This window comes from Sphingomonas sp. DC4900 (assembly GCF_049896485.1).
Lineage (GTDB): Bacteria > Pseudomonadota > Alphaproteobacteria > Sphingomonadales > Sphingomonadaceae > Sphingomonas > Sphingomonas aquatilis.
The window spans coordinates 45,959-70,757 of record NZ_JAFCUK010000008.1 but is presented as its reverse complement, the minus strand read 5'-3'; the positions used below and the strand labels follow the sequence as shown (position 1 = coordinate 70,757).

Sequence of the window (24,799 nt, the reverse complement as noted above, 5' to 3'; positions counted from 1 at the left end):
CCGCCGCCCACACGCCCTCCCGGCGTTAAACGCGCATTTACCATCACCCGCTAACCCGGTTCGCACCCGCCGGCATTCCGCCGACCGGGTGGCAGGAACCGCCCTCGATGAGCATGCACGCGCCGATCGACATCACCACGCTCGGTCTCGACGAAGCCGCCATCCACGCCATGCGCTTTGCGGGCGGCGTCGAACTGCACAATCCCTACATTGATCTCGTCATGGCGCGCGGCTTCCTCAACGCGGACGAATGCGCGCTGATGTGTACGATGATCGATGCCAACCGCCAGCGGTCGCGCGTCGCCGATGGCGTGTCGCAGATGCGCACCAGCGAAACCTGCGCGTTCGACGTCGACGAACCGCTCATCCAGCTGCTCGACCTGCGCATCTCGCTGTTCCTCGGCGTCGGTCCGCAATTTGGTGAGAGCGTGCAGGGTCAGCGCTATGCCGTCGGTCAGGAATTCCGCAGCCACGCCGATTATTTCAAATCGACCGATCCCGAAGACACCTCGCACCTGCGGCGCTGCGGCCAGCGCACCTGGACCGCGATGATCTACCTCAACGAGCCAGAGGCGGGTGGCGAGACCTATTTCCACCATCTCGACCACGATTTCGTGCCCGAAATGGGCACCATGTTGTGCTGGAACAACATCGACGCCGAAGGCAAACCCAACCCCTATACGGTCCATCAGGGCAAACCGGTGATCGCCGGCACCAAGTACATCATCACCAAGTGGTTCCGCGAGCGCCCCTGGAACAGCCCGCTGCCCACGCCGGTAGCGCCCCCCGCCGTCGACAGCTCGGTCCGCGCGATGCGTGCGCTGAAGGGTCGCCGCTGACACGGGCGCGCCGGTGCTCCTCGCCCTCCTCCTCGCCCAGCTCGCCACCGCGCCCGCCGCGCCGCCGCAACCGGACATAGAGGTCACCGGCCGCCACCTCTCGCGCCTGCGCCTGTCGCTCGACCTCGACGGCGGCGTGCTGAAGGCCTGCCGCATCACCGTCTCCAGCGGCGACGCGCTCATCGACGCGCAGGCCTGCCCCGCCGCCCGCACCTGCGTCGCACAGCGGCCGCAGACCAGCACCACCTTGCTCGCCTGCATCGACCAGCGCATCGGCGCCGCGGTGCAGGCGCACGATGGCATGCCGGGCAGCATCAACGGCATGGAGCGTTAAGTCTCGATCCCCCTCCACCATCCGTTGTGAAGCCCCACCCGCAGGCATAGTACATCCCGCGAGGAGCTATGCCGCGCCATGACGCTGAACGAGCTGGGCACACGCATCTGCATCATGGGGCCGTCGAACAGCGGTAAGTCGACCCTCGCGGAGGCGATTGCGAAGGCCCGGGGCTTGCAGGTGGTACACCTCGATCAGCTCCACCATCTCCCGCACACCGACTGGGTGCCACGACCGCCAGCCGAGTTCGCGGCGCTCCATGATGCCGCGATCGCCGGCGACCGCTGGGTGATGGACGGCAATTACTCGCGACTGCTCCCGCAACTCCTGCAACGGGCGACCGGCGTCATCCTGCTCGACGTTCCGACGACGACCAGCCTGTATCGATACATCCGACGCTGCTGGTTCGAGCGCGACCGTCGCGGCGGGCTGGAAGGCGGTCGCGATAGCGTGAAATGGGACATGATCCGGCACATCGCCATCGCCACCCGAGCCAACCGGACCCGCTACCGCGCCCTGTTCGACGGCATCGCCCTGCCCATGATACAGATCGCGTCCACCGCAGCGCTGACCGCCTTCTACCGCGCCAACGGCTTGAGACGGTGAGGTCCGTATTCTCATACAGCCAAGGACGCCATAAACCGGCTCGCAGTTCATCACCGAGGGCGTCATGGCAAGCAGTGAGCAAAGCTATCTTCGCGATGTTCAATATCGCTTCCCCGATCGGCTGAAAGCGCGGTCGATCTTGCATACCCGCTATGGGCGGGGCGACTGGTTCGAGTGGCTGTCCGCCAACATTCCGCTGCCTGCGGGCGGTGTCATTGCCGACGTGGGGTGTGGCGCGGGATCGTTCTGGACGAACGCGCCGCAAGCGGTGCCATCCGACCTGAAGCTGCGGCTGTCTGATATCTCACAAGGCATGGTGGACGCTGCCCGCGCCGCCATTGCCGCCGTGCAGCGGTGGCACGATGTCAAGGTGTCCGTGGCTGACGCCGTTGCCCTGCCGCTGGCCGATGCCAGCGTGGACACGACAATCGCGATCCACATGCTCTATCACCTCGCCGACCCGACTGCCGGACTGAAGGAGATGGCAAGGGTAACGCGCGAAGGCGGTACCGTGGCCGTGGTGCTCAATCCAGCAGGTACGATGGCAGAGCTGTCGGCGTTGGCGCGGGCACCATTCGGAGGCCAGGCTGATCCACGACCAGAACCGCTTTCGTCGGAGCAAGGCCTCGCGCTCATGCACGACGCGTTCGCCAGCGTCGATGTCATCCGGTACGACGACGAGTTGCGCGTCACCGATCCCGTCGATCTGTTAGGCTATCTGACTAGCCTGCCGATTGCCGATAAGCCGGGCATCATGGAGCACCTGGCGGCTGCCGTTCAGGACGCCTTCGAACGCGAGAATGGGGTCTTCACCATTACAAAGGCATCCGAATTGCTCATCGGGCGCAGATAACGCTGGCGTGTTGGGTTGCCCAAATTTGCATCGTTGGCGGGAATGCCGCCCCAACCCTGAGATCGAAGACGCCTCGCCCGCTCCCGCCCCCTCAAACCACCCCCACGATCGGAGCGCGAAAGCACAGCGGGATCGTGCGATCGGTCAGCGCGCGGGGCGCGAAAGGGCGGACGCGGCCGCCGGTGAAGTGGACGAACAGCGCGGGGCCCAGCGTGCATCGATCCAGCGTACCGTCGGCGCGCTTGGTCATGCGCAGCAATTGCGTGCTGGTGTCGGACGGGCCGATGGGCATGACGATGCGGCCGCCGACCTTCAGCTGGTCGACCAGCGGTTGCGGCACCGCGGTGGCGCTGGCGGCGACGACGATCCCGTCGAAGGGCGCCTGCTCCGGCCAGCCGAGGAAGCCGTCGCCCGCCCGCACGGTGACGGTCGCATAGCCCATCCGGCGCAGGCGTGCGGCCGCCATGCGGGCGAGCGGCGCGACGATCTCGACCGAGGCGACGCGCGCCGCGACCGCCGCAAGCACCGCTGCCTGATAGCCCGATCCCGTGCCGATATCGAGCACATGAGCGCTGCGATCCGCGGGCAGGTCCAGCGCCGCGGTCATCACCGCGACGACATAGGGATCGGAGATCGTCTGACCGTGGCCGATGTCCTGCGGCAGATCGACATAGGCCGCCGCGCGTCCCCTGGCGTCGACGAAGTTCTCGCGCGGGATCGTGCCGATCGCCGCCAGCGCGCGCGCCAGGGCCGGCGTGTCCGCCGCCGGATCGTTGCTGCGAATGTCGGCACGGATGTCGGCGACCATCGCCGCGCGCTGCTGTGCCGGGGTCTGGTGCGCCCGCGCCTTGGCCAGCATGGTCAGCATATCGACCCCCGCCACCGGTCGCTGCGCACAGCCGGCGAGTATCAGGGCGGAGAGGACGAGAGACGAACGACGACGCATCGCCGCGGCTTCGACGGTATCCCCGGCCGCCGCAACGAAACTTTCGTTCATGTTTGACGGACGGGACGACATGGGTTGAATCGCGTCCGGATTGGCCCCTTCGGCCACTAAAAAAATTTTCATCGCGCCACTCGCCGCTTGCACTTTCCGGAAGCCGCGGAAGTCCACGCGTCGCGGCCCCTCGACCGGCCCGCCGCGCCCCGTTCGCACCGGAACCGCACGGCTGCCGCGTCATTAAGCCTCTTGCCCGCGGCGACGCTTTGCCACAATTTGTGGGGGTTGCGTTCGGGGGTGAACCCAATCGCTGGTAGAGATCGATGGCGGCATCCCGTGCCGGATTCGCCATGGGGCACAATGCGGCCGTGAACCGCGACCCCTTTTTGTTCTCACCATCGGGGCGCCCGGGTGATATGCTGTGCATGTCGCCCCGAGTCGAACATGTATGGAACAAGGGACGGTAATCGATGGATTTCAGGGACACGCAGGGTGAGGCCATGACCGATACGATCGACGCCACCGTCGCCGCCGAGGCGCCCGCCGCAGAGGCGAATGGCGGCAGCAAGGCGATCCACGCCCGCCCCTATCCCGTCGAGGTCGATCATAGCCGCGATGCGCTGCTGACCGATTTCGGCAAGGAAACGCTGAACGATCGCTACCTGCTGCCGGGCGAAAGCTATCAGGACCTGTTCGTCCGCGTCGCCTCGGCCTATGCCGACGATGCCGCGCATGCGCAGCGCCTGTACGATTATATCAGCCGCTTGTGGTTCATGCCCGCGACGCCGGTGCTGTCGAACGGCGGCACGGGGCGCGGCCTGCCGATCAGCTGCTACCTCAATTCGGTGCCCGACAGCCTGAACGGCATCGTCGACACCTGGAACGAGAACGTCTGGCTCGCCTCGCGCGGCGGCGGCATCGGCACCTATTGGGGCAGCGTGCGCGGCATCGGCGAACCCGTCGGCCTCAACGGCAAGACCAGCGGCATCATCCCCTTCGTCCGCGTAATGGACAGCCTGACGCTCGCGATTTCGCAAGGGTCGCTGCGCCGCGGTTCGGCCGCCTGCTACCTCGACGTCAGCCATCCGGAGATCGAGGAATTCCTCGAAATTCGTAAGCCCAGCGGCGACTTCAACCGCAAGGCGCTGAACCTGCACCACGGCGTGCTGCTGACCGACGCCTTCATGGAAGCGGTGCGCGACGGCCGCGAATGGAATCTGCTCAGCCCCAAGGACGGCACCGTCCGCGCGACGCTCGATGCGCGCTCGCTGTTCCAGAAGCTCGTCGAAACCCGCCTGCAGACGGGTGAGCCGTACATCGTCTTCGCCGATCACGTGAACAAGGCGATGCCCAAGCATCACCGCGACCTGGGCCTGAAGGTCTCGACGTCGAACCTGTGCTCGGAAATCACGCTGCCGACCGGCCGCGACCATCTCGGCAACGATCGCACCGCGGTCTGCTGCCTGTCGTCGCTCAACCTCGAAACGTGGGACGAGTGGAAGGACGACAAGGTCTTCATCGAAGACGTGATGCGCTTCCTCGACAACGTGCTGCAGGATTATATCGACCGCCACGAACCGGGCATGGAACGCGCCGCCTATAGCGCCGCGCGCGAACGCTCGGTGGGCTTGGGCGTCATGGGCTTCCACTCCTTCCTCCAGGCGCGCGGCCTGCCGTTCGAAGGCGCGATGGCGAAGAGCTGGAACCTCAGGATCTTCAAGCACATCAGCGCGCAGGTGAATCAGGCGTCGATGACGCTCGCCGCCGAGCGGGGCCCTTGCCCCGACGCCGCCGACGTCGGCGTGATGGAGCGCTTCAGCTGCAAGATGGCGATCGCGCCGACCGCGTCGATCAGCATCATCTGCGGCGGCACCAGCGCCTGCATCGAACCGATTCCGGCGAACATCTACACGCACAAGACGCTGTCGGGCAGCTTCTCGGTCAAGAACCCGTATCTGGAAAAGCTGCTCAAGGAGAAATCCAAGAACAGCGACGCGGTATGGAATTCGATCCTCGAACACGGCGGCTCGGTCCAGCACCTCGACTTCCTGTCGGTGGAAGAGAAGGATTGCTACAAGACCAGCTTCGAAATCGACCAGCGCTGGCTGCTCGAACTCGCCGGCGACCGCACGCCCTATATCGACCAGGCGCAGTCGCTGAACCTGTTCATCCCGGCCGACGTCGAGAAGTGGGACCTCCTGATGCTCCACTTCCGCGCCTGGGAGCTTGGCATCAAGTCGCTCTACTATCTGCGCTCGAAGAGCGTGCAGCGCGCGGGCTTCGCCGGATCGGGCGGCGTGGAAGCGGACAACACCATCGCCGCGCCGAAGTTCGAAATCGGCGAGACGACGGACTATGACGAATGTCTGGCGTGTCAGTGAGGTGTGGGCGGCTTCGGATGGCGTAAGCCATCCGAAGACTCGCCACGGCGGGCAGCAGCGTCGGCATGAGCCGACGATGTCTGACGGCGTGGCGTAGCCGGCGAGGGGCCACCCTCACCCTCCCACCCGCTGACGCGGGCGGGCCCCTCCCTCTCCCGGGGGGAGAGGGGTGAGGCGCCGCCAATTCCCTCTCCCCCTGGGAGAGGGAGGGAGCGCCCGTCAGGGCGCGGAAGGGTGAGGGTGACATGCGATACAAAGACGCACCGTCCGGCACCGTCCAACGCGCCCGAGACCTACGCCGCAATGCCCCCGCGCCAGAACGCCACCTGCTCCGCGCGCTCCGCGACACCTATCCGCATCTGAAATGGCGCCATCAGGCGCCGCTGGGACCTTTCTACGCCGACATGCTGTGCTTTTCCGAAAAGCTGGTCATCGAGGTCGACGGCGATACCCACGCCGGCGCGGAAGGCTCAGACGCGTCCCGCGCAGGTTTCATGGCCCGTGAAGGCTACAGAACTATCCGCGTCTCGAACACGGACGTGATGACAAATATCGAAGGCGTGATCGAACACATCTCCTTCTCCCTCCGAGAGAAGGAAGGAGCGGCGAAGCCGCGGAAGGATGAGGGTCTTTCGCCCAAGAAAAAGGGCGGCACCGCATGAGCGGCACCACCCTCACCCTTCCGCCGCCTGACGGCGGCTCCCTCCCTCTCCCGCCGGGAGAGGGAGACGGCCCATCACGCCTCTTCGAACATGTCCTGGGCGTTCTGCGCGGTGGCCGACAGGCGCACCGTGTCGCCTTCGATCTCGGCGACCAGGCCAGCCGGCAGGTAATGGTGCTTGGCGCCCTGCCCGTCTTCGGTGCTGGGGCTGTCGTTCTTGGTGAGCTTGATGCGCTCGCCCTCGACATGGTCGACGGTGCCGACGTGGACGCCGTCCGCGCCGATGACCTTCATATGTTCCTTGATGTTGCTGTGATCGTGCATCATGCGTCTCCTGGCTTGGGTTCGGCGGTGAAACGACCGGTGTTCCAATTGGATGCATCGGAGGCGCAGCACTGATGCCGCGCGAGAGTCTCATCATGTTCGCCGTCGCCGCGGTGCTGGGCCTTGCCGGCCTGTGGCTGCTGCTCCAGCTGCGAGCGCCCCAGGGCCCGGCGCGCGTCTACGTCTATCGCATGGCCGGCATCATGATGGTCGCTGGCGGCATCGTCCTCGGCTTTTCGGCCTATGCGATGTGGCAGTGGAGCGCGCAGCCATGATCGCCGCGATCGAACCGTGGATTTGCGTCGCGTTCGGTGCATGGCTGATCGTTCTCGGCTATCGCTGGGCGCGCTACCCGAACCGATTCGTCGGCCACGGCGTGATCCCCATCACCGTACCCCGCACGATCCGCGGCCTCGGCATCGTCGCGACCCTCGTCGGCGCGATGACCCTGGCCAGTTATTCTTCCAAGCTTATCCCGGAGTAACCCCATGTCCCTCCTCCAAGCCTCCAAGCAGTACAAGCCGTTCGAATACCCCTGGGCGTTCGAATTCTGGAAGCGTCAGCAGCAGCTCCACTGGCTCCCCGAAGAGGTGCCGTTGGGCGAGGATTGCCGCGACTGGGCGCAGAAGCTGACCGATCACGAGCGCAACCTGCTCACCCAGATCTTCCGCTTCTTCACGCAGGCGGACGTCGAGGTGCAGGATTGCTACCACGAGAAATACGGCCGCGTGTTCAAGCCGACCGAGATCAAGATGATGCTGACCGCGTTCAGCAACATGGAGACGGTCCACATCGCCGCCTACAGCCACCTGCTCGACACGATCGGCATGCCCGAGAGCGAGTATGGCGCCTTCCTCGAATATGCCGAGATGAAGGAAAAGCATGATTACATGCAGAACTTCGGCGTCGACAGCGACGAGGATATCGCCCGCACGCTCGCCATGTTCGGCGGCTTCACCGAAGGCGTGCAGCTGTTCGCCAGCTTCGCGATGCTGATGAACTTCCCGCGCTTCAACAAGATGAAGGGCATGGGCCAGATCGTCAGCTGGTCGGTGCGCGACGAATCGCTGCACTGCGAAGGCATCATCAAGATGTTCCACACCTTCGTGAAGGAACGTCAGTGCCTGACCAAGGCGGTGAAGGACGATATCGCCGACGTCTGCCAGACCACGATCCGGCTCGAGGACAATTTCATCGACCTCGCGTTCGAAATGGGCCCGGTCAACGGCATGACGCCCAAGGAGATCAAGAAGTACATCCGCTACATCGCGGACTGGCGCCTGGGCCAGCTCGGCCTGAAGCCGATCTACATGATCGACGAACACCCCCTGCCCTGGCTAGCCCCGCTGCTCAACGGCGTCGAGCACGCCAACTTCTTCGAAACCCGCGCGACCGAATATTCGAAGGCCGCGACCAAGGGCCAATGGAACGACGTCTGGGACAGCTTCGACAAGCGCCAGAAGGCCAAGGCGGTGAAGCCCGCGAACGAAGACCTGGGGCTGCTCGACGGCGGCGACATGTTCTCGCGCGCTGGGGTTGCGGCGGAGTAATTCTTTGTAGACTACTTGAATCCTTGACTTTGCCACTTATCATACATTGCTATAAGAATAATGTGTGAGGGGCCGATCATGAGGATAACGCGAAATCACATCCGCAACCTAGATCGTTACATTCATCGTGAATTAAAAGGTCAGTTCGTTAGGGTCGTAAGTCCCATGTCTGACCTCTCGGATAATCAGCTGTCCCGATTAGGACTGGAGGCGCCATTGGCGGAGGGAGAATCATATCTCCCTCCTGCCGTCGGGCGCGTCTCACGGTTTAATGCCGAGGGGAAATGGATCGCATTACGGGACCAACCTAAAGAGAAAAGGTATATCCGAACGATCCACTGGACTTGGAAGCAATTCACAGGAGGCGGCGGAACCGAAGAGGTCGAGGACTCCCGAGATATCTATCGGATGTGCTATCCAAGAGACTTGATCCTACCTCCATCCGAAGAGGTTTTCGGCTTTCCAATAGAGGGGGCGATATTCGCTGCCACTGAGGCGATCTCCCATCCAGACGAAGCCGACCGCCTCAAGCATCAAGTTAACCTTATGCTTGAATTATTTAAAGAGTGCGAGATCGTCCGAGCAGATGGAACATCCGCCTCCCCGGCACGAACTCATCGCCGCTGGGTTTTTCTACCTTCTGGCCCGTATAAACGGGAAGACGTTTCCAGAGCCCTCACGAGCATGACTAGCCGATTGTCTGACGGAGACAAACTGATCTTGAAAGATCGGCAAGACTTTTTGACGGGATTAGACCCACAAGAAGTAGCTCAGGGGCAGGGGGGATTTAACGACTACCTTGCGTATGTCTTCCCTCAGTTTGGGCGCGTCGTTTTAGAAAGCCTCCGTCGGGATAACGCTATCTACGTTTTCAAGGGCGCATGGGAGAGCTTTTCACGACTGACCAAGCGCGAGATACTGGACAGCGGAGTCCATGACGCTCGTGTACTCCACACGAAGGGTTGGCAAAGCAGACTTTCTGAGGTTTTAAATTCGCGCTAGAATCCCTCACTCCACCATCGCCTCATTCCCCGCAAACCCCAGCCGCGTGATCCCCGCGCGCTTCACCTCGGCCAGCACCGCGTCGAACCGGGCGTAGCGCGCCTCCGGGTCGGTGCGCATCACCAGCAGCGCCTTGGGGTCGGCGTCCACGGCCTTGAACCGCGCGGGCATGCCGGCATCGCTCAGGCCCACGCCATCCAGCGTCACCGTGCCGTCGCGCGCCAGCACCAGCGGGTGCGTTACCGTCTCGGACGGCGGCGCCTTGCCCTGCGGCAGGTCGATCGGCACTTTGTGCAGGACGGTCGGCAACGTCAGGATCATCATCACCAGCAACACCAGCATCACGTCGATCAGCGGCGTGATGTTGAGGTCGGACAGCGGCGCGTCGAAGGCGGGGCCGGCCGGGGCGGAGAAGGCACGCTTGCGTGGCATCCTGACGTCTCCTTATCAATGTGATGGTAGACCATCACGATGCCTTTCCTTCGTCAAGGGGCGGCGATTAACCCTCCCCCGCAACCGTCCGGCAAGGCGGGCCGGGCCAGACTGTCACGATGCTCCCCAACCCGCGCCTCTTCCGCAGCCGCTGGGCGGCGCTGCTCTGGGCGGGCGGCGTCCTGTGGTTTGCCTATGACGTCGCCGGATCGGCGCCCGCCGGCAACGGCGCCGCCACCCCTGCGACCACCACAGATGCGACCGCCACGGGCGCCAATGCCGCCGACGTCGCCGCCGTCGCCAACCTGCTCGCCCCCTGATCGCGCGCACCGGGGCTGCGCGGCGGCGATCCGGCATGGCCTGTTGGATCGCACCGCGCCCGCCGCCCGGCCAAGCCGCTGATCGATGGCGGCTTTTCCGGCGTCCCACGACGCCCCCTGTCCTACACGCCCGATCGCGCGTAGCTGGATCGGCTCCTCGAACAGGAGCATCGTGTATGTCATCCTTCCCCGACGACGATCCCGGCCCCATCCCGCGCTCGCATGCGGACGACGACGCCTTCGACCCGCCGTCCTATCGCCGGCCCAAGCGCAAACCCCCGCCCCGCGCGCCGCGCGAGATCGTCGAGGATCGCCTGACCGTCGAGCTGCGCCGTCGTCACGACGGCTGGACCGCGGAACGCCAGCGCATCTTCCTCAACACGCTGGCCAACACCGGCCGCGTCACCGAAGCGGCGGAGATGGCGGACATCACACCGCGCTCCGCCTATCGCCTGCGCAACCATCCGCAGGGCGCGGCCTTTGCCAAGGCGTGGGATGCCGCGATGATGCGGGCCAGCGGCCGATTGCTCAGCGTCGCGATGGAGCGCGCGATCAGCGGCACGCCGCAGGTCGTCTGGCGCGAAGGCCGCATCGCCGCCGAAATCTGCCGGCCGTCGGACCGGATGCTGATGTTCCTGCTGCGGCACTTGAATCCGGGGCTGTTCGACTCGCGCGATGCGGCGAACCTGCGCGCGCATCATCTCGCCGTGCGCGCGATGGGCTTCGAGCCGGCGATGGAGGCGATCACCGACACCGATGTCGAGGCGGACCTGATCGACATCGACGATTACCGCCCGCACCCGCCGCCCGACCATGAACCGTAAAACACGCGCGTCGGCGTGACTTTTGTGACTTTTCGAACCGTTCGCGCCTCAGCGTCGCCGCCGCACCGGCACATGGAAATCGGCGGGCTTGTCGGCGATCCACGCCAGAAAGCGCGCGATGTCGGGATGCGCGCGCAGCACCGCGGGCTCGGCATAGTCGCGGGCCAGCTGCGCGTTGGGCAGGGTCGCATGGATGGTGCGATGGCAGATCGGATGGACCGGCGCGGTTACGCGGCCGCCTTCGGATTTGGGGACCAGATGGTGCCACTCCACCTTGGCGCCCAGCGGCCGCTCGCACAGCGCGCACGTCGCGGGCGCCGCGGTGCGGGCGGCCAGGGCCTCGGCGGCGGCCAGCCCCGCCTTGCGCTTCACGCGTCCGGTCATGGCCCGGATATAGGGACGCCTGCGCCCCGCCCCAATGCAAAGGGGGCGGACCTGCCCGCAGCAGATCCGCCCCCTCGCGTGTCAGTCGTCACCCGTTGCCGGGTGCGTCATGCACTTAGAAGTGCGCGACCACGCCGCCCATCGGACGGAAGCTGTGCGCGTTGTCGAAGGTCGACACTTCGAGACGCAGGCGCAGGCCCGAATTGCCGGTCAGGCCGCCCAGACCGATGTCCTTCGGGCCGACTTCGGTGCCGATGCCGTACACGGTCGCGTGATAGTCACGCTTCAGGTCGCCCTGCACGCCCGGTGCGAAGTTGTTGAAGTTGTTCCAGCGGTAGCCGACCTTGCCGTAAAACAGGCCGCTGTCGCCGGCGCGGAAGCCGAAGCGGCCGTACGCGCCATACTGCCAGTCGATGTCACCCGACACGCCCTTGGCGACCGCGCCCTCGGCGCCGACGAACACGGGGCCCAGCGGCACGTTGAAGCCGACGATGCCTTCGATCAGCGCGCCGTCCAGGTTATAGCCCTTGGGCTGCGCGGGAATGCCGGCGACGGTCTGACGATCGAACTGCTCCCAGCCGCCCATCACGGCGACATAGGGCTCGATACCGAAAGCGCGCGTGCCGTCCGGAGCCTTGGGCGCGGTGTCGGCCTGCGCGTCGACGGGGGCCGGCGCGGTCGCGTCGGTCGTCGCGGTGGTCGACATGTCCTGCGCGAAGGCGGGGACGGCAAAAGACGCTGCCGCAACGGCGGCCGCGAGGGCGAGCTTACGCATGATGTGAATACCTTTATTGCCTCAACTCGGGCGGCGGGGACCATGTCCGCTCGCTGCCCAGGCCCCTCCAAACACGGAGATTACGGCTTTGTTGCAGCGCGGGACGGCTTTTACCGGATCGGCCGGGAAACGTGACAAACTTGCCACAGTTCCTGTCTAGCCGATGAACGAAAGCGCGCATTTCCAAGGCATATGCCCTAGTCGCGCCGCAATTTCGCTGTGACGGAAATACCAAGGCGCCGGCAAATCTACTAACGCAGGTGCGAAAGGATTGGGGCTAGACGTGGCTACGGCGCCACCTTCCGGATGGAGGGCAGCGCCGTCAGCGCATGGTGGAACGGGGGGCGATCAGGGCCGCAGCGCGGCGTCGTCGGCGTCGTCCAGCGTGTCGTCGTCGGTCGCGTCGGCGTCGAAATCGTCCTGGGCGTCGTCCTCGTCCATGTCGGCTTCGTCCATGGTCACGCTGGCATCGGTCTCGCCGACCTCTTCGGAATCCATGTCGACCTCGTCGATCGATTCGTCCTCGACATCGTCATCGCCCAGGTCGGGGTCCAGATCGGTCAGGACCAGGCCGTCGCTGGGGCCGTTGCGCGTCGCCTCCAGGATTTCGGCGCGCTGGCTCTCGTCATAGCCTTCCTCGTCATAGCCGTCGTCGCCCGACCCATGGCTCTGCACCTGATGTCCACCCATCGTATCTCTCCTGGATTACCCGGGTCGAACGGCGGGGATGCGGGCCGGGTTCCGTCAGGCGGGACGGAACAGGCGGAACCGCTCGGTGATCGCGACGACCAGCAGCGACATCAGGCCGCAGATCAGGAACCCCGCGGCCAGCGGCGCGGTGGTGCCGTTGAACGCCTGCCCGATGACGACGCCCACCACGGCGCCGACGGTGATGCTGGTGAACCCCTGCACGCTGGAAGCAGTGCCGGCGATCCCGCCCATATTCTCCATCGCCATCGACGAGAAGTTGGACGTGGCGAGGCCGAAGCACCCCATGGTCAGCGCCTGCAACACGACGAAGCCGACCAGCGTCTCATAGCCGGCGAGCGCGATGGCGAGGTGGATCGCACTCAGCACCACCAGCATCGTCACCGCGCTATGGCTGATCAACCGCGTACCCAGCCGCATCACCAGCCGAGCATTGGTCAGGTTCGCCCCCGCCATCAGCGTCGCGGTCACGGCGAACATCACCGCGAGCAGCTTCGGCCGGTCGAACGTGTCGAACATGATCTGCTGCACCGAATTGAGATAGCCGTACAGCGCCCCCATCAGCGACGTCGACGCCAGCGTATACCCCAGCGACAAACGGTCGCCGAGCGTCTGCTTCCACCCCGCCCAGATCCGCGACACCGACAGCGGCTGCCGCGCTTCGGGGCGCAAGGTCTCGGGCATGCGGACGAAGAACCACATCCAGATGCCGAGGCTGAGCCCCGCGACAACCCAGAAGATGCCGCGCCAATTGGCGAACAGCAGCACCGTCTGCCCGAATGCCGGCGCCATGACCGGCACGACCATGAACACCATGAACGCAATCGACATCACCCGCGCCATCGGCCGGCCATGATAGCAATCGCGCACGATCGCCACCGTCGCCACCCGCGTCGCCGCTACCATCGCACCGCCGAACACCCGCGCCGCGAGCAGCAGCGTGAAGCTCGCCGACACCGCGCAGGCGATATTGGCGACCACATAGCCCCCGATCGCCCACAGCAGCACCGCCCGCCGCCCATAGCGATCCGCCAGCGGCCCATGCGCCAGCTGCGCGATGCCGAACCCCAGGATGAAGGCGGTGATGATGAACTGCCGCTGGTTCTCGGTCGCCACGCCCAGCGACCGCCCCATCGCCGGCAGCGCGGGGAGCATCGAATCGATACCCAGCGCCGCCAGCGACATCAGCGCCGCCACCAGCGCGACGAATTCGACGAAGCCGATCGGGGCGCCCGCAGGCTCCGGGGCAACGATGGACGGGGCGCCGGCAACAGCCGGCGCGGTGGACAAGGTCTGACGGGTCACGATGGCTTTCCTGTAGGCGCAAGCGACGCGAACAGGAACCCGCTACGGCACCGATGGTGCCGCCCACCTGCCGTCAAAGGGCGCGCACGGCCTCCAGCACGGCAGCGGCATGGCCCGGCACCTTCACCTTGCGCCACGCGCGCACCAGCGTGCCGTCGGCGCCGAACAGGAAGGTCGCGCGCTCGATTCCCATATACGTCTTGCCGTAGAGCTTCTTCTCGCCCCACACGCCGAAGGCCTCGCAGACGCTGCCGTCCTCGTCGCTGCCCAGGTTCACGGTCAGGCCATGCTTGGCGATGAACTTGGTATGCGCGGCCGGTGAATCCTTGCTGATCCCCATCACACTCGCGCCCGCGGCGGCGAAGTCCTCGGCCAGCGCGGAGAAATCCTGCGCCTCGCGGGTGCAGCCGCTGGTGTCGTCCTTGGGGTAGAAATAGACGACGGCCGGCAACGGCAGATCGGTCAGCTGGATCGTCTGGCCATCCGGGGTCGTCACGCTCACCGCCGGGATCGGCGCACCGTCATCCATCGCATCCTCCTGTCATGCCGCGCCATGCGGCCTCTACCTCCTGCCGCGTCGCCGCGAAGGCAGCAAGCACCGCCGGCCAGTCGGGCAGCCGCAACGCCCGCGCGATCAGCGCCTGCGTCGCGGGCGGCGGCTCCTGCGCATCCGGCGCAACCAGCCGCAGCGTCACCAGCAGCCGCGTCAGCAGATCGTGCGCGGTCAGCAGTCCATCGGGCAACGCCCCCGCCGCGGTCAGTGCCGGGATGGCGACGCGCAGATCAGGATCGAAGCCGCTCCGATGCAACAGCTGCGCCAGATGCACGGTGAACTCCAGATCGACGAGCCCTCCCGGTAGCAGCTTTGCGTCGAGCGGCCCGGCGGGCGGCTTGTGCCGCGCCATGTCGGCGCGCATCGTCGCCGCCTCTGCGGGCAGGTCCCGCTCGGGTCGCGTGCCCTCCAGCACCTCGGCGATCACCCCGGTGACGGCAACACGGGCCGCGGGCGATCCGAACACCGGCCGCGCCCGCGTCAGCGCCATATGCTCCCACGTCCAGGCGTCCTCCCGCTGGTAGCGCGCGAAGGACTCGACCGACACCACCAGCGGCCCTTGCGTTCCCGACGGCCGCAGCCGCGTATCCACCGGATAGAGCGGCCCCGCCGCCGTCGGCACCGACAGCGCGGCCGTGATCCGCTGCGCCAGTCGGTTGTAATAGAGCGTCGCACCCAACGGCTTCGCGCCATCCGATTCCGCCGCAAAGTCGCCGGTGAACAGATAGACGAGATCGAGATCGCTGGCATGCGTCAACGCACCACCGCCCGTGCGGCCGAAGGCGAGGATCACCAATTCGCTGTCCGGCACCCGGCCATGCGCCCGCGCGAATTCGGCGACCGTCCCCGCCGCCAGCACCTCGATCGCCGCTTCCGCCAGCCGCGCATAGCCGCCCGCCGCGTCGAGCGGGTCCGCCGCCCCCGCGACGATCTGCGCGCCCACCGCAAAGCGCTTCTCGCCGACCAACCGCCGGACGGTATCGAGCAGCGCCTGATAATCGCCCTCGTCCGCCGCCCCCAATTCGGTGGCCAATTCGCCGACGCTACCCAGGGGTTCGAACGCGCTCGCGTCGATCAACCAGTCGATCAGTTCCGGCCGGGTCGCGAGGGCGTCGGCGAGCGGCGCTGCATGGCTGAGGATCGTCGCGAGCAACGTCGCCAGCCCCGGCCGTGCCTCCAGCAAGCGCAGGATGTTGATCGCGCTTGACAGCCGCTCGAACAAGACGTCGAGCCGCAGCAGTGCCGCGGCGGGGTCCGGCGCCCCGGCCAGCGCCGGCATCAGCACGGGCAGCACCGCCTCCAGCGCCGCCCGCGCCGCCGGGCTGCGCAGTGCGGGATAGCGTCCTGCCCGCCACCCTGCGATGCGCGCGGCGGCCTTGCTCGCCCCCTCGCCGTCTGCCGCGAACCCCGCCGTCTCGAGCCAGTCGGCCAGCGCCTGTGGCTCGTGCGGCAGCCCCGCCGCCTGCCCGTCGTCGAGCGCATCATAGATACGCCCCGCGGTCGCCACCGGTTCGCGCAACAGCTCGACCAAGTCGGCCCCGTCCGCCAGCCCGTGTAGCCGTGCCACCCCGTCCAGCGCCCCGCCGGTCGGCAGCGTGTGCGTCTGCCGATCGTCGACCATCTGAACGCGATGCTCGATTGTGCGCAGCAAGGTGTAGGATCGGGTGAGCGCAGCAGCCTCGTCGGCGCCGATCCAGCCCGCCCCGGCGAGTGCCGCCAATGCATCGCGCGTTGCGGGTGCCCGCAGCGCCGGGTCGCGCCCGCCATGAATCAATTGATGGATCTGCGCGAAGAACTCCGCCTCGCGGATACCGCCCCGCCCCCGTTTCAGGTCGTAGCCGGGGCCGAAGCGCTGACCGCTCGCATAATGGTCGCGGATGCGCCGCGACAGGTCGCGGATTTCGCCGATCGCGCCAAAGTCCAACCCGCGCCGCCACACGAACGGTCGGATCGCATCGAGGAAATAGCTGCCGAGCGCCTTATCACCGGCCGCTGCCCGGGCCCGGATGAACGCCGCCCGTTCCCACGCCAACGCCTGGCTTTCATAATAGCCGATCGCCCCTTCGACCGGCAGCGCGATCGGCGTCGCTTCGGGGGATGGGCGCAACCGCAGATCGACGCGCAGCACATAGCCATCGCCGTCGCGCGCCTGCAGCAACTCGACGACACGCTTGGCGATTCGCACCGCCGCCTCTTCCGGTTCCTCACGCGCCCGGTGCGGCAGCGTTCTGGGGTCGAACAGCAGGATCGGATCGATGTCGGACGAATAATTGAGCTCGCGACTGCCCTGCTTGCCCAGCGCGATCGCGACGAAGCCGCGCGGCTCCTCCCCCGGGGTACGTTCCGCAATCGCGGCACGGATCGCGCGATCGAGCGCTGCGTCGGCGAAATCCGTCAGGGCGTGTGTGACCGCGGTGAGATCGAGCGCCCCGGCCAGATCGCCGATCGCTACCGACAGCGCCAGCGCTCTCCGATCCAATCGCAATTGCCGTGCAACTGGCATATCCGCCTCGGCGCTAGTGAATCCCAGCTCGATCTGCCCCGCCGCCAGTCGCTCCGCCAGCACCGGCTCGCGATCGAGCAACAGCGACAGGAACGGCGCATGTGACCGCGCACGCTGGATGGCATCGGTAAAATCGGGGCCAAAACCGGGGGGCATCGCGTCACATCCTTCGCGAACGACCGGTTTCGTTCGCACGCAACAATTCGCGTATCCGGCCGTTGGAACGATTATGAACGTCGATGCGCATCCCGTCGAGAAAAGCCGTAAGGGCGACTATGTCGTCCGGCGCCCGCGCTCGACCGACGCACTCGGCCACAGCTTGCGCGGCGCATTCGGCAGTTCCGACATGCCCGATGACTTCGCGATGCTGCTAAAGCGGATCGACCGCGCGACGCATTGATCCGCCCGTCAGCGGCGGGCCACCTCAACGCCCGCGGCTAAGTTCGTCGACTTCACCCATGATCGTATCGAGCGCCGTCTTGTTGACGTCCTGCTCGTGCTCGCGACGCGACGGCAGCGTGCCATCGTTCAGGATCGTTTCCAGCGCCACACGCCCACGCGCGACGCGGCTCTTGATCGTGCCGACCGCGACCTGGCAGATTTCAGCGGCTTCCTCATAAGCAAAGCCACCCGCACCAACGAGAATCAGCGCCTCACGCTGCGGCTGCGGCAGGTGGAGCAAGGCACGCTGCATGTCGCCCAGTTCGACGTGACGATCCTGGCTTGCCGGCGCCGCCAGAATGCGGTCCGCGACCAGATCGTCCCACTCGCCCTTGAAGCGCGCACGCCGCATCTGCGACAGATATAGATTGCGCAGGATGATGAAGGTCCAGGCACGCATATTCGTACCGGCCTGGAAGCGCTGACGCGCCGCCCATGCCTTCAGCAGCGTTTCCTGAACAAGATCGTCGGCGAGGTCGCGGCTGCCCGACAACGAGCGACCGAAGGCGCGCAGATGCGGGATGACCTGCGCCAGCTGTTTCTTGAACTCGGGATCCGACAGCGCAACGTGTTCGACCGGCTCGACCACCGCATCGTCGTCATCGTCATACTGGTCATCACGCGTAGCGGGCTGGGTCATGCAAATCCGTTCGAAGCCGGGGACAACATCGCCGCCTGTCTGGCGAAAATAGGTGTCTCTTCCGGCAAATACCAGTCGTGCGGCCGAAAAGCCTTGCGGTCAGCGCAAGATCAGAAAGGCGAATATGGCGATGACGAGCACCAGCGAAATGCCGAGCACATAGCGGGCAACTCCCGGAGCCGCGCCCGCACGGGCCTCGGTTGCGGTGACATGCACTGGTTCGTTCGGATCAGCCATGATCATCAAACCCCCGAAACCCGTTTTGGGTCCGTAACTTTTCGTCAATGCCTCACGGGCGGGCGGCACAGAGCCCGACCCCGCCCGTTACGCCGTCACGCAACCGCCGCCGGCACCGTCGCTTCGTCGAAGAACAGCGCCTGACTGATCGCGGCCTTCACCGTCGACCGCTGGAACGGCTTGGTGATGAGGAACGTCGGCTCGGGCCGCTCGCCGGTCAGCAGGCGCTCAGGGAAGGCCGTGATGAAGATCACCGGCACTTCGAATTCGGCAAGGATGTCCTTCACCGCGTCGATGCCGGAGCTGTCGTCGGCCAGCTGAATGTCCGCCAGCACCAGACCGGGGCGATCCTCCATCGCCAGCGCGACGGCCTCGTCACGGGTGACGGCAACGCCGGTCACCTCATGGCCCAGATCACGCACGATCGTCTCGATATCCATCGCGATGATCGGCTCATCCTCGATGATCAGCACGCGCGCGCGCGTCTGCTTCTCGATCTCGGCCAGCGCCTCGGCGACCAGAGTTTCCACCTCGCTGGTGTCGACTTCGATCAGATAAGCGGCGTCCTCGGGCGAGAAGCCTTCCATCGCGGTCAGCAGCAGCGCCTGTCGCGACAGCGGCGTCATGCGAGCGAGGCGCGCACGCGCCACAGCTTCGGTGCCCTCGGCATCGCTCTGCGAGGTCTGCGCTTCACCATCGGCATTGGCCGACGCCCAGATACCCTGGAACATGCGATACAGGCCAAGGCGCGGATCGACGTCGCGCGGGAACTGGTCCGGCGCCGCAACGATCGCCTCCAGCGTCGCACGGACGTATTTGTCGCCTTGATTCTGGCTGCCGGTCAGGGCCCGGCCGTAGCGCCGCAGGAAAGGAAGGTGCGGTGCGAGTTGCTGTCCAAGCGACATGGGTCGTGTTCACTCCCTGAGATACTGAACGGGCACCCCATCTGAGCGGGCACCCGTACCTTTACAACGGTGTTTGTCGAAGAACCCACCCGCCCCCTCGGACCTGCGGAATTTTCGCGCTGCAATGGAACCAACGAACGCGACTTTGGTTTCATCGCCACTTGAACGGCCAGACCGCACCTGCAAAGCGGGGCTGTTCGTGTAGCGTCGACTGCCCGGGTTCAGCCGGGTCACCAGGGGGACATGTTGGATTTGCCCGGCAACAAGGACAAGAAGGCGTCTTCCAAGAAGTCTCCTGCCAAGGTTCAGAGCAAGGATCGCGACATGGGCGCGGCCCTGCGCTCGGCCTATCAAAAGACGATCGAAGAACAGGTGCCGGACGAAATGCTCGACCTGCTGAACAAGCTCGCCTAGCAGGGGGCATGGCCTCCCAACCCGACGCAGCCTCGTTACCGCGCCGTACGGCGATGGCCCCCATGTCCATGCTGTCGCGCCTGCCAACTGGCGCCAAGCTCTTCATCACGCTCAGCGTCGCGCTGCTGCTGCTCGCCTTGATTGCGATCGGCGCGACATTGCAGACTGGGCGGACCGCCGACGCCGAGGCGCGCGCCCGGCTGCGCATCGCCGCCAACGAAAGCGCGCGCAGTATCGCCATCGAGCTTGTCGGCGACATGACCGCATTGCGCGTCGCCGTCACCGCATTGCAGGCCGACGCCGGTGACGCGCCCAGCTGCGCTCGCGCGCAAGGTGTGTTCGCGCAGCAATCGACGATCGGCACGCGCTTTTCGATCGTTGATCGCAATGGCCGATTGCTGTGCGGCGAACCGTTCGATGCCAATGTCGCGCTGGATACTAGCACGCCGGTCGGCGCAGCCATCGTACCCGATCGCGGCCTGATCCTGTCACTGCCGGGCTTGCGCCATGGCCCCTCGGCGCGCGTCTTCTTCCCCAAAGCCTTTCTGACGCAACTTGCGGCCCCCGGCACGCGGGCCATGCCGCTCGCGAGCGCGCTGGTGCATGACGACGAAACGCTGACCCTCTCGCGCATTCCTGACCTCGGGGCGTTCGACCGGGTCGAGACGGTACAGACCGATCTGGGCCTCGGCGGCTTGGCGTTGCGCACCAGCATCCGCAGCGCGCCCATCACCTCGTCCTTCCTCGTGGCGCTGATGCTGCCCCTGCTGATGTGGGCCGCTGCGGCAGGCCTGTCGTGGTTCATCGTCGACCGGCTGCTGATCCGGCCGCTGCGCGTGCTTCGCGCGAGTGTCGCTGCCTACACGCCCGGTGAGGTGATCGATCCGGGCAAGCTTGGCCCCCTGCCCGCGCAGGAGATCCGCGAACTCGGCGATACCTTCCGCGCGATCAGCCGCACGGTCGCGCTGCACGAGGCCGGCCTAGCCGAAGCGGTTGTACGCCAGACCAAGCTGACGCGCGAAGTCCACCATCGCGTGAAGAATAATCTTCAGGTCATTTCCAGCCTGATCAACTTCCACGCCCGCGGCGCACCCAGCCCCGATGCGACGGCAGCCTATGCCTCGATCCAGCGCCGCGTCGATGCGCTAGCCGTCGTCCACCGCAACCATTTCGCTGAGATGGAGGACAATCGCGGCCTCAACCTGCGATCGGTGATTGGCGAACTCGCCTCCAATATCCGCGCGACCGCACCCGAAGGGGCCACCAGCCTGTCGATCGTGCTGGATGTCGATCCCTATCTCGTAAATCAGGACGTCGCCGTCGCCGTCGCCTTCCTCGTCACCGAGACGATCGAACTGGCGATGAATTGCGATGCCGCCGCCCAGGTCCGGGTCGCAGTCAAACCCGGCGAGGACGATAAAAAGGCTAAGCTGCGCGTCGTCTCGCGCGCTTTCGTGGAAAGCGAACGCCTGGAGACGTTGCTGTCGACCCGCTACGGCCGCGTGATCGAAGGTCTGTCGCGACAGCTGCGCGCGCCCCTGCATCACGATCCGATGACCGGCGCCTATGAAATCGCGATCGCCGTGATGGGCCGCGATTGACGGCTTATCGACGATAAAGATTCGTAAAAATTCGCCGGCGGACGTGGAACCGCGGTCCGTCGGCCGGGTTATGCACTGCGGATCGCGACCTTATGCCCCCCGCTCTCGCGATCCACGACATAGGCCCGGAAGCATCCACCCTCCCCCCCCCCGGTGATGCTTTCGGGCCTTACTCATTTCCAGCCGGAAAACTTTTGTCCCCCTGCCCGCTCAGTTGCGGAGCCGGAACGAATGGCCCGACCGATCATTGTTCTCGGGCTATCACGTTCAGGAGGTTTTATGCGCAAGGTTCTCGGTTTTGCGGTCGTCGCGGGCGCGCTCATGGTCAGCGCATGCAACACGGTGGAAGGCGTCGGCAAGGACGTCAGCTCGGCGGGCCAGACGGTCGCCAAGACGGCCGACAAGTCCAAGTAAGCCTTCGGGCTCAGCCTCACCCGGCTGCGCAGGGCCTTCGCTCCTCGATGAGCGGAGGCCCTTTTGTTATACCTCGACGATGTCGGTGCCGGTATCCTTGCTGCGGCGACGCTCGGTGAACCAGATACCGATGATGGCAAGTTCGTAGAGCAGGATCAGCGGCACCGCGAGCAACACCTGGCTCATCAGGTCGGGCGGCGTCAGCACCGCCGCGATCGCCGTTGCCGCGACGATGGCATAGCGGCGCGCGCCGATCAGCTGCTTGCGCGTCACAATGCCTGCGCGCTCCAGCAGCATCAACAATACCGGCAACAGGAAGGCGAGACCGAAGGCGAACAGAAACTGCATCACGAACGACAGGTAGTTACCGATGCCCGGCAATGCCTCCTGCTGCACGCCGCCGATATTTCCCTGGAAACCCAGCAGGAAATGCAGCGCCATCGGGATCGCCATATAATAAGCGAGCGCCGCGCCGGCGATGAACAGCACTGGTGTCGCGAGCAGGAACGGCAGCAGCGCGCGCTTTTCCTTGCGGTACAGGCCCGGCGCGACGAACTGCCACAGCTGGTTGGCGATCACCGGAAAGGCGATCATCATTGCCGCGAAGAAGGCGACCTTCACCTTGACGAAGAACGCTTCGAATATCTGCGTGTAGATCAGCGTCTTCTGCCCCACGGCCAACAGCGGCTGGACGAGGAAGGCGAAGATATTCTCGGCAAAGAAATAGCTGACGCCGAAGGCCAGTACGATCGCGACGATGCAATAGAGCAGGCGACGGCGCAGTTCGATCAGGTGATCGAGCAGGGGCGCGCGGCTGGCATCGATCTCGTCTTCCACGTCGCTCATGACGGCGTAACGTCGGACTGCTGGGCGGGCTTATGCTCGGGCGCCGGGGCAACCACCGGCTTTTCCACCATAACCGGCTCTGCCTCGTCGTGCTGGACCTCATGCTGCCCGGCAGGCGTCGGCGCGGGCGAGACACCCGCGGCCGCATCGGATTCCACATCGGAGGTCATCGGATGCTCCGCCATGATCCGCGCATTTTCGGCGGCCCAGCGCTTTTCCATTTCGGCAAGCTCCGCCTCACGGACCATATTGTCGAAGCCCTGCCGGAATTGGCGCGAGACGCCGCGCGCCTTGCCAACCCAATAGCCGACGACGCGCATCGCCTTTGGCAGGTCCTTCGGCCCGATCACGACAAGCGCCACGATCGCGACCAGCAGGAACTCGCTCGAATCGATGTTGAACATGGACGCCGAATACTATCGGGCGACGCGGATCAACGCTGTTCGTCGCGGATGCGGTTACCGTCGCGATCGAACGCAGGATCGGCGGTCTTCTGCGCCTCGATACGCGCAGCAGGCTTGGTGGCCGCGTCGTCGTCTTCGGCCATGCCCTTCTTGAAGTTCTTCACGCCCTTGGCGACGTCGCCCATCAGGTTCGAGAACCGCCCGCCACCGAGCAGCAGGATCGCGACGACGGCGAGGACGAGCAGATGGATCGGGCTGAAGCTGCCCATGGCATATCTCCTAGAATGCCCAACTATCTAGTCGCTCTCATCGTCCTTTGCCACCTCCAAAGCTTCCTCCAGTGCAAGATCGACAGGGTCGAGCAAACCGGCGGCGCGCAGGTCGTCGATGCCCGGTAGATCACGCCGGCTGGAAAGCCCGAAATGCGCGAGGAAACCGGGCGTCGTCGCGAACATCAGCGGTCGCCCCGGCACCTCGCGGCGACCCGCGGGGCGCACCCAGCCCGCCTCCATCAGCACGTCGAGCGTGCCCTTGGCGGTCTGCACGCCGCGGATCGCCTCGATCTCGGCGCGCGTGACGGGCTCGTGATAGGCGATGATCGCCAGCGTCTCGGTCGCGGCGCGGCTGAGGCGGCGCACCTCGTCGCGGTCGCGGCGCAGCAGATGCGCAAGATCGGGCGCGGTCTGGAAATGCCAGCGTCCACCGCGGTGGACGAGCGTGATGCCCCGCCCCGCATAATCCTGCTCCAGCCGGGCCAACGCCGCGCGCACGTCGATGCCGCCGACATGCGCACGGATCGTGTCGATTCCCAATGGTTCGGCGGCGGCGAACAGCAACGCCTCCACCGCCCGCGCGCCATCGTCCGGTGGCGTCATGTCGGCGCCCGAACGTAGAGCGGTGCGAAGGCGGCCTGCTGGCGCAATTCGACGCGCCCCTGCTTGGCGAGCTCCAGCGCTGCGAGGAACGACGAGGCGAGCGCCGACTTGCGCAACCGCCCCGACCCTTCTGGCAGGAAGCTTTCGAGCATCGACCAGTCGAGCCGCTCGCCGACGAGGCGCGCCACGCGCTCCAGCGCCGCCTCCAGCGTCATCACCTCGCGATCGGCGACGACATGCATCACGGGCCGCGTTCGCGCGCTCACACGACCGTAGGCGGCGATCAGATCATAGATCTCCGCCTGCCATTGCGCGTGCCGGATCGTGCGCAGCCCTTCCGGCGCGGCACGCACGAAAACGTCACGGCCCAGCCGGTCGCGCGCCATCAGCCGCGCGCCCGCCTCGCGCATCGCCTGCAACCGTTCGAGGCGCAGTTGCAGCCGCAGCGCCAGTTCCTCGGGATCCGCTTCGTCCTCCGCCTGGCGCGGCAGGAGCAGCGCGGATTTCAGATACGCCAGCCATGCCGCCATCACGAGGTAATCCGCCGCGACCTCCAGCTGCACCGACTGCCGTTGGTGGATGTAGCGCAGATATTGCTCGACCAGCGCTAGGATCGAAATGCTGCGCAGATCGACCTTTTGCGATCGCGCCAGCGTCAGCAACAGGTCGAGCGGCCCTTCCCAGCCCTCGAGGTCGAGCGTCAGCTGTTCGGGTTGCGCCACCGATCC

Annotated in this window: 32 protein-coding genes; 15 read left to right on the top strand and 17 right to left on the bottom strand. The window is 65.7% G+C overall.

The features are described 5' to 3' along the window. Positions 1-107 precede the first annotated feature (107 nt). From ACP690_RS10775 to ACP690_RS10760, 4 genes are all read left to right on the top strand, one after another. Positions 108-839, top strand: coding sequence for a prolyl hydroxylase family protein (locus tag ACP690_RS10775; protein ID WP_426261118.1), 732 nt, complete (start codon positions 108-110; stop codon positions 837-839). A 13-nt stretch (positions 840-852) separates the two neighbouring features. Next, on the top strand, positions 853-1,173 hold the full coding sequence (locus ACP690_RS10770) for a hypothetical protein (protein ID WP_426261119.1): 321 nt from the start codon (positions 853-855) through the stop codon (positions 1,171-1,173). 78 nt (positions 1,174-1,251) lie between these two features. Further along, positions 1,252-1,779 carry an AAA family ATPase gene (locus ACP690_RS10765; RefSeq protein ID WP_426261120.1) on the top strand — a complete coding sequence of 176 codons (528 nt, stop codon included), beginning with the start codon at positions 1,252-1,254 and terminating at the stop codon, positions 1,777-1,779. Between the two features lie 64 nt (positions 1,780-1,843). Then, positions 1,844-2,632, top strand: coding sequence for a class I SAM-dependent methyltransferase (locus ACP690_RS10760; RefSeq protein WP_244055919.1), 789 nt, complete (start codon positions 1,844-1,846; stop codon positions 2,630-2,632). Between the two features lie 91 nt (positions 2,633-2,723). On the opposite strand, the gene ACP690_RS10755 is transcribed toward ACP690_RS10760, so the two are convergent. After that, positions 2,724-3,629, bottom strand: coding sequence for a protein-L-isoaspartate(D-aspartate) O-methyltransferase (locus ACP690_RS10755; protein ID WP_426261121.1), 906 nt, complete (start codon positions 3,627-3,629; stop codon positions 2,724-2,726). 413 nt (positions 3,630-4,042) lie between these two features. Here ACP690_RS10755 and ACP690_RS10750 point away from each other — a divergent pair, with 413 nt between their 5' ends. Both ACP690_RS10750 and ACP690_RS10745 read left to right on the top strand, forming a co-directional pair. Then, a complete protein-coding gene (locus ACP690_RS10750; RefSeq protein WP_017979541.1) occupies positions 4,043-5,953 on the top strand; it encodes a ribonucleoside-diphosphate reductase subunit alpha in 1,911 nt (636 codons plus the stop codon). Between the two features lie 245 nt (positions 5,954-6,198). Next, a complete protein-coding gene (locus tag ACP690_RS10745) occupies positions 6,199-6,615 on the top strand; it encodes an endonuclease domain-containing protein (RefSeq protein ID WP_426261122.1) in 417 nt (138 codons plus the stop codon). Between the two features lie 74 nt (positions 6,616-6,689). On the opposite strand, the gene ACP690_RS10740 is transcribed toward ACP690_RS10745, so the two are convergent. Further along, a complete protein-coding gene (locus ACP690_RS10740) occupies positions 6,690-6,938 on the bottom strand; it encodes a DUF2171 domain-containing protein (protein ID WP_043060737.1) in 249 nt (82 codons plus the stop codon). Positions 6,939-7,012: 74 nt separating this feature from the next. On the opposite strand from ACP690_RS10740, the gene ACP690_RS10735 reads away from it, so the two are divergent. From ACP690_RS10735 to ACP690_RS10725, 3 genes are read left to right on the top strand one after another with little or no spacing between them, the layout of a single operon-like run. Continuing rightward, positions 7,013-7,213 carry a hypothetical protein gene (locus tag ACP690_RS10735; protein WP_063685777.1) on the top strand — a complete coding sequence of 67 codons (201 nt, stop codon included), beginning with the start codon at positions 7,013-7,015 and terminating at the stop codon, positions 7,211-7,213. After that, positions 7,210-7,422 carry a hypothetical protein gene (locus ACP690_RS10730; RefSeq protein WP_426261123.1) on the top strand — a complete coding sequence of 71 codons (213 nt, stop codon included), beginning with the start codon at positions 7,210-7,212 and terminating at the stop codon, positions 7,420-7,422. Before ACP690_RS10735 ends, ACP690_RS10730 begins: the two co-directional genes overlap by 4 nt. A gap of 4 nt (positions 7,423-7,426) precedes the next feature. Further along, complete coding sequence (locus ACP690_RS10725; RefSeq protein WP_017979546.1) at positions 7,427-8,488, top strand: ribonucleotide-diphosphate reductase subunit beta; 1,062 nt, start codon at positions 7,427-7,429, stop codon at positions 8,486-8,488. Positions 8,489-9,496: 1,008 nt separating this feature from the next. On the opposite strand, the gene ACP690_RS10720 is transcribed toward ACP690_RS10725, so the two are convergent. Next, positions 9,497-9,922 carry an ExbD/TolR family protein gene (locus ACP690_RS10720; protein ID WP_426261124.1) on the bottom strand — a complete coding sequence of 142 codons (426 nt, stop codon included), beginning with the start codon at positions 9,920-9,922 and terminating at the stop codon, positions 9,497-9,499. Between the two features lie 119 nt (positions 9,923-10,041). Between ACP690_RS10720 and ACP690_RS10715 the strand changes: the two genes are divergently transcribed. After that, a complete protein-coding gene (locus ACP690_RS10715) occupies positions 10,042-10,242 on the top strand; it encodes a hypothetical protein (protein WP_017979549.1) in 201 nt (66 codons plus the stop codon). 176 nt (positions 10,243-10,418) lie between these two features. Continuing rightward, positions 10,419-11,066 carry a hypothetical protein gene (locus tag ACP690_RS10710; RefSeq protein WP_426261125.1) on the top strand — a complete coding sequence of 216 codons (648 nt, stop codon included), beginning with the start codon at positions 10,419-10,421 and terminating at the stop codon, positions 11,064-11,066. Positions 11,067-11,114: 48 nt separating this feature from the next. Here the strand turns inward: ACP690_RS10710 and ACP690_RS10705 are convergent, their stop codons facing one another. From ACP690_RS10705 to ACP690_RS10680, 6 genes are all read right to left on the bottom strand, one after another. Next, positions 11,115-11,450, bottom strand: coding sequence for an HNH endonuclease (locus ACP690_RS10705; RefSeq protein ID WP_241769258.1), 336 nt, complete (start codon positions 11,448-11,450; stop codon positions 11,115-11,117). Positions 11,451-11,565: 115 nt separating this feature from the next. Further along, positions 11,566-12,225 carry a hypothetical protein gene (locus tag ACP690_RS10700; RefSeq protein WP_017979552.1) on the bottom strand — a complete coding sequence of 220 codons (660 nt, stop codon included), beginning with the start codon at positions 12,223-12,225 and terminating at the stop codon, positions 11,566-11,568. 348 nt (positions 12,226-12,573) lie between these two features. Further along, complete coding sequence (locus tag ACP690_RS10695) at positions 12,574-12,915, bottom strand: DNA primase (RefSeq protein ID WP_426261126.1); 342 nt, start codon at positions 12,913-12,915, stop codon at positions 12,574-12,576. Positions 12,916-12,969: 54 nt separating this feature from the next. After that, a complete protein-coding gene (locus ACP690_RS10690) occupies positions 12,970-14,238 on the bottom strand; it encodes a multidrug effflux MFS transporter (RefSeq protein ID WP_043060723.1) in 1,269 nt (422 codons plus the stop codon). Between the two features lie 73 nt (positions 14,239-14,311). Beyond that, positions 14,312-14,767: a peroxiredoxin gene (locus tag ACP690_RS10685; protein WP_426261127.1), complete on the bottom strand. Its 456-nt coding sequence runs from the start codon at positions 14,765-14,767 to the stop codon at positions 14,312-14,314. Further along, positions 14,760-17,450 carry a DUF294 nucleotidyltransferase-like domain-containing protein gene (locus ACP690_RS10680; protein WP_426261128.1) on the bottom strand — a complete coding sequence of 897 codons (2,691 nt, stop codon included), beginning with the start codon at positions 17,448-17,450 and terminating at the stop codon, positions 14,760-14,762. The genes ACP690_RS10685 and ACP690_RS10680 overlap by 8 nt, the downstream gene beginning before the upstream one ends. Before the next feature lie 73 nt (positions 17,451-17,523). Between ACP690_RS10680 and ACP690_RS10675 the strand changes: the two genes are divergently transcribed. After that, on the top strand, positions 17,524-17,694 hold the full coding sequence (locus tag ACP690_RS10675; protein WP_426261129.1) for a hypothetical protein: 171 nt from the start codon (positions 17,524-17,526) through the stop codon (positions 17,692-17,694). A 24-nt stretch (positions 17,695-17,718) separates the two neighbouring features. On the opposite strand, the gene ACP690_RS10670 is transcribed toward ACP690_RS10675, so the two are convergent. The 3 genes from ACP690_RS10670 to ACP690_RS10660 all read right to left on the bottom strand — a co-directional run bounded on the left by ACP690_RS10670 (position 17,719) and on the right by ACP690_RS10660 (position 19,517). Further along, the gene (locus ACP690_RS10670; RefSeq protein ID WP_017979558.1) at positions 17,719-18,375 is read right to left on the bottom strand and encodes a sigma-70 family RNA polymerase sigma factor; all 657 of its coding nucleotides are present in this window, start codon (positions 18,373-18,375) and stop codon (positions 17,719-17,721) included. A 99-nt stretch (positions 18,376-18,474) separates the two neighbouring features. Continuing rightward, a complete protein-coding gene (locus ACP690_RS10665; protein WP_426261130.1) occupies positions 18,475-18,612 on the bottom strand; it encodes a hypothetical protein in 138 nt (45 codons plus the stop codon). A gap of 95 nt (positions 18,613-18,707) precedes the next feature. Next, positions 18,708-19,517, bottom strand: a complete 810-nt coding sequence (locus ACP690_RS10660) for a response regulator (RefSeq protein ID WP_426261131.1) — start codon at positions 19,515-19,517, stop codon at positions 18,708-18,710. A gap of 243 nt (positions 19,518-19,760) precedes the next feature. On the opposite strand from ACP690_RS10660, the gene ACP690_RS10655 reads away from it, so the two are divergent. From ACP690_RS10655 to ACP690_RS10645, 3 genes are all read left to right on the top strand, one after another. Next, on the top strand, positions 19,761-19,931 hold the full coding sequence (locus tag ACP690_RS10655; protein WP_017979561.1) for a NepR family anti-sigma factor: 171 nt from the start codon (positions 19,761-19,763) through the stop codon (positions 19,929-19,931). Between the two features lie 62 nt (positions 19,932-19,993). Continuing rightward, positions 19,994-21,532, top strand: coding sequence for a sensor histidine kinase (locus ACP690_RS10650; protein ID WP_426261132.1), 1,539 nt, complete (start codon positions 19,994-19,996; stop codon positions 21,530-21,532). A 279-nt stretch (positions 21,533-21,811) separates the two neighbouring features. Next, complete coding sequence (locus ACP690_RS10645) at positions 21,812-21,946, top strand: entericidin A/B family lipoprotein (protein WP_017979563.1); 135 nt, start codon at positions 21,812-21,814, stop codon at positions 21,944-21,946. Positions 21,947-22,012: 66 nt separating this feature from the next. On the opposite strand, the gene tatC is transcribed toward ACP690_RS10645, so the two are convergent. Genes tatC through ACP690_RS10620 form a run of 5 tightly spaced genes read right to left on the bottom strand, consistent with a single transcriptional unit; the run spans position 22,013 to position 24,793 of the window. After that, a complete protein-coding gene (tatC, locus tag ACP690_RS10640) occupies positions 22,013-22,792 on the bottom strand; it encodes a twin-arginine translocase subunit TatC (protein ID WP_426255279.1) in 780 nt (259 codons plus the stop codon). After that, on the bottom strand, positions 22,789-23,196 hold the full coding sequence (gene tatB, locus ACP690_RS10635) for a Sec-independent protein translocase protein TatB (RefSeq protein ID WP_426255278.1): 408 nt from the start codon (positions 23,194-23,196) through the stop codon (positions 22,789-22,791). The genes tatC and tatB overlap by 4 nt, the downstream gene beginning before the upstream one ends. A 29-nt stretch (positions 23,197-23,225) precedes the next feature. Next, positions 23,226-23,465: a Sec-independent protein translocase subunit TatA gene (locus tag ACP690_RS10630; protein ID WP_063685790.1), complete on the bottom strand. Its 240-nt coding sequence runs from the start codon at positions 23,463-23,465 to the stop codon at positions 23,226-23,228. 27 nt (positions 23,466-23,492) lie between these two features. Continuing rightward, entirely contained in the window at positions 23,493-24,071 is a 579-nt protein-coding gene (gene scpB / locus ACP690_RS10625) for an SMC-Scp complex subunit ScpB (protein WP_426255277.1), read from the bottom strand. Further along, complete coding sequence (locus tag ACP690_RS10620; RefSeq protein WP_426261133.1) at positions 24,068-24,793, bottom strand: segregation and condensation protein A; 726 nt, start codon at positions 24,791-24,793, stop codon at positions 24,068-24,070. Before ACP690_RS10620 ends, scpB begins: the two co-directional genes overlap by 4 nt. Positions 24,794-24,799 lie beyond the last annotated feature (6 nt).

Excerpts from the sequence above, each read along its gene's own strand:
- ACP690_RS10775 (WP_426261118.1), top strand. The coding sequence starts at position 108 with ATGAGCATGCACGCGCCGATCGACATCACCACGCTCGGTCTCGACGAA.
- ACP690_RS10765 (WP_426261120.1), top strand. The coding sequence starts at position 1,252 with ATGACGCTGAACGAGCTGGGCACACGCATCTGCATCATGGGGCCGTCG.
- ACP690_RS10760 (WP_244055919.1), top strand. The coding sequence starts at position 1,844 with ATGGCAAGCAGTGAGCAAAGCTATCTTCGCGATGTTCAATATCGCTTC.
- ACP690_RS10755 (WP_426261121.1), bottom strand. The coding sequence starts at position 3,629 with ATGAACGAAAGTTTCGTTGCGGCGGCCGGGGATACCGTCGAAGCCGCG.
- ACP690_RS10750 (WP_017979541.1), top strand. The coding sequence starts at position 4,043 with ATGGATTTCAGGGACACGCAGGGTGAGGCCATGACCGATACGATCGAC.
- ACP690_RS10745 (WP_426261122.1), top strand. The coding sequence starts at position 6,199 with ATGCGATACAAAGACGCACCGTCCGGCACCGTCCAACGCGCCCGAGAC.
- ACP690_RS10740 (WP_043060737.1), bottom strand. The coding sequence starts at position 6,938 with ATGCACGATCACAGCAACATCAAGGAACATATGAAGGTCATCGGCGCG.
- ACP690_RS10735 (WP_063685777.1), top strand. The coding sequence starts at position 7,013 with ATGCCGCGCGAGAGTCTCATCATGTTCGCCGTCGCCGCGGTGCTGGGC.
- ACP690_RS10730 (WP_426261123.1), top strand. The coding sequence starts at position 7,210 with ATGATCGCCGCGATCGAACCGTGGATTTGCGTCGCGTTCGGTGCATGG.
- ACP690_RS10725 (WP_017979546.1), top strand. The coding sequence starts at position 7,427 with ATGTCCCTCCTCCAAGCCTCCAAGCAGTACAAGCCGTTCGAATACCCC.
- ACP690_RS10720 (WP_426261124.1), bottom strand. The coding sequence starts at position 9,922 with ATGCCACGCAAGCGTGCCTTCTCCGCCCCGGCCGGCCCCGCCTTCGAC.
- ACP690_RS10715 (WP_017979549.1), top strand. The coding sequence starts at position 10,042 with ATGCTCCCCAACCCGCGCCTCTTCCGCAGCCGCTGGGCGGCGCTGCTC.
- ACP690_RS10710 (WP_426261125.1), top strand. The coding sequence starts at position 10,419 with ATGTCATCCTTCCCCGACGACGATCCCGGCCCCATCCCGCGCTCGCAT.
- ACP690_RS10705 (WP_241769258.1), bottom strand. The coding sequence starts at position 11,450 with ATGACCGGACGCGTGAAGCGCAAGGCGGGGCTGGCCGCCGCCGAGGCC.
- ACP690_RS10700 (WP_017979552.1), bottom strand. The coding sequence starts at position 12,225 with ATGCGTAAGCTCGCCCTCGCGGCCGCCGTTGCGGCAGCGTCTTTTGCC.
- ACP690_RS10695 (WP_426261126.1), bottom strand. The coding sequence starts at position 12,915 with ATGGGTGGACATCAGGTGCAGAGCCATGGGTCGGGCGACGACGGCTAT.
- ACP690_RS10685 (WP_426261127.1), bottom strand. The coding sequence starts at position 14,767 with ATGGATGACGGTGCGCCGATCCCGGCGGTGAGCGTGACGACCCCGGAT.
- ACP690_RS10680 (WP_426261128.1), bottom strand. The coding sequence starts at position 17,450 with ATGCCCCCCGGTTTTGGCCCCGATTTTACCGATGCCATCCAGCGTGCG.
- ACP690_RS10675 (WP_426261129.1), top strand. The coding sequence starts at position 17,524 with ATGAACGTCGATGCGCATCCCGTCGAGAAAAGCCGTAAGGGCGACTAT.
- ACP690_RS10670 (WP_017979558.1), bottom strand. The coding sequence starts at position 18,375 with ATGACCCAGCCCGCTACGCGTGATGACCAGTATGACGATGACGACGAT.
- ACP690_RS10665 (WP_426261130.1), bottom strand. The coding sequence starts at position 18,612 with ATGGCTGATCCGAACGAACCAGTGCATGTCACCGCAACCGAGGCCCGT.
- ACP690_RS10660 (WP_426261131.1), bottom strand. The coding sequence starts at position 19,517 with ATGTCGCTTGGACAGCAACTCGCACCGCACCTTCCTTTCCTGCGGCGC.
- ACP690_RS10655 (WP_017979561.1), top strand. The coding sequence starts at position 19,761 with ATGTTGGATTTGCCCGGCAACAAGGACAAGAAGGCGTCTTCCAAGAAG.
- ACP690_RS10650 (WP_426261132.1), top strand. The coding sequence starts at position 19,994 with ATGTCCATGCTGTCGCGCCTGCCAACTGGCGCCAAGCTCTTCATCACG.
- ACP690_RS10645 (WP_017979563.1), top strand. The coding sequence starts at position 21,812 with ATGCGCAAGGTTCTCGGTTTTGCGGTCGTCGCGGGCGCGCTCATGGTC.
- tatC (WP_426255279.1), bottom strand. The coding sequence starts at position 22,792 with ATGAGCGACGTGGAAGACGAGATCGATGCCAGCCGCGCGCCCCTGCTC.
- tatB (WP_426255278.1), bottom strand. The coding sequence starts at position 23,196 with ATGTTCAACATCGATTCGAGCGAGTTCCTGCTGGTCGCGATCGTGGCG.
- ACP690_RS10630 (WP_063685790.1), bottom strand. The coding sequence starts at position 23,465 with ATGGGCAGCTTCAGCCCGATCCATCTGCTCGTCCTCGCCGTCGTCGCG.
- scpB (WP_426255277.1), bottom strand. The coding sequence starts at position 24,071 with ATGACGCCACCGGACGATGGCGCGCGGGCGGTGGAGGCGTTGCTGTTC.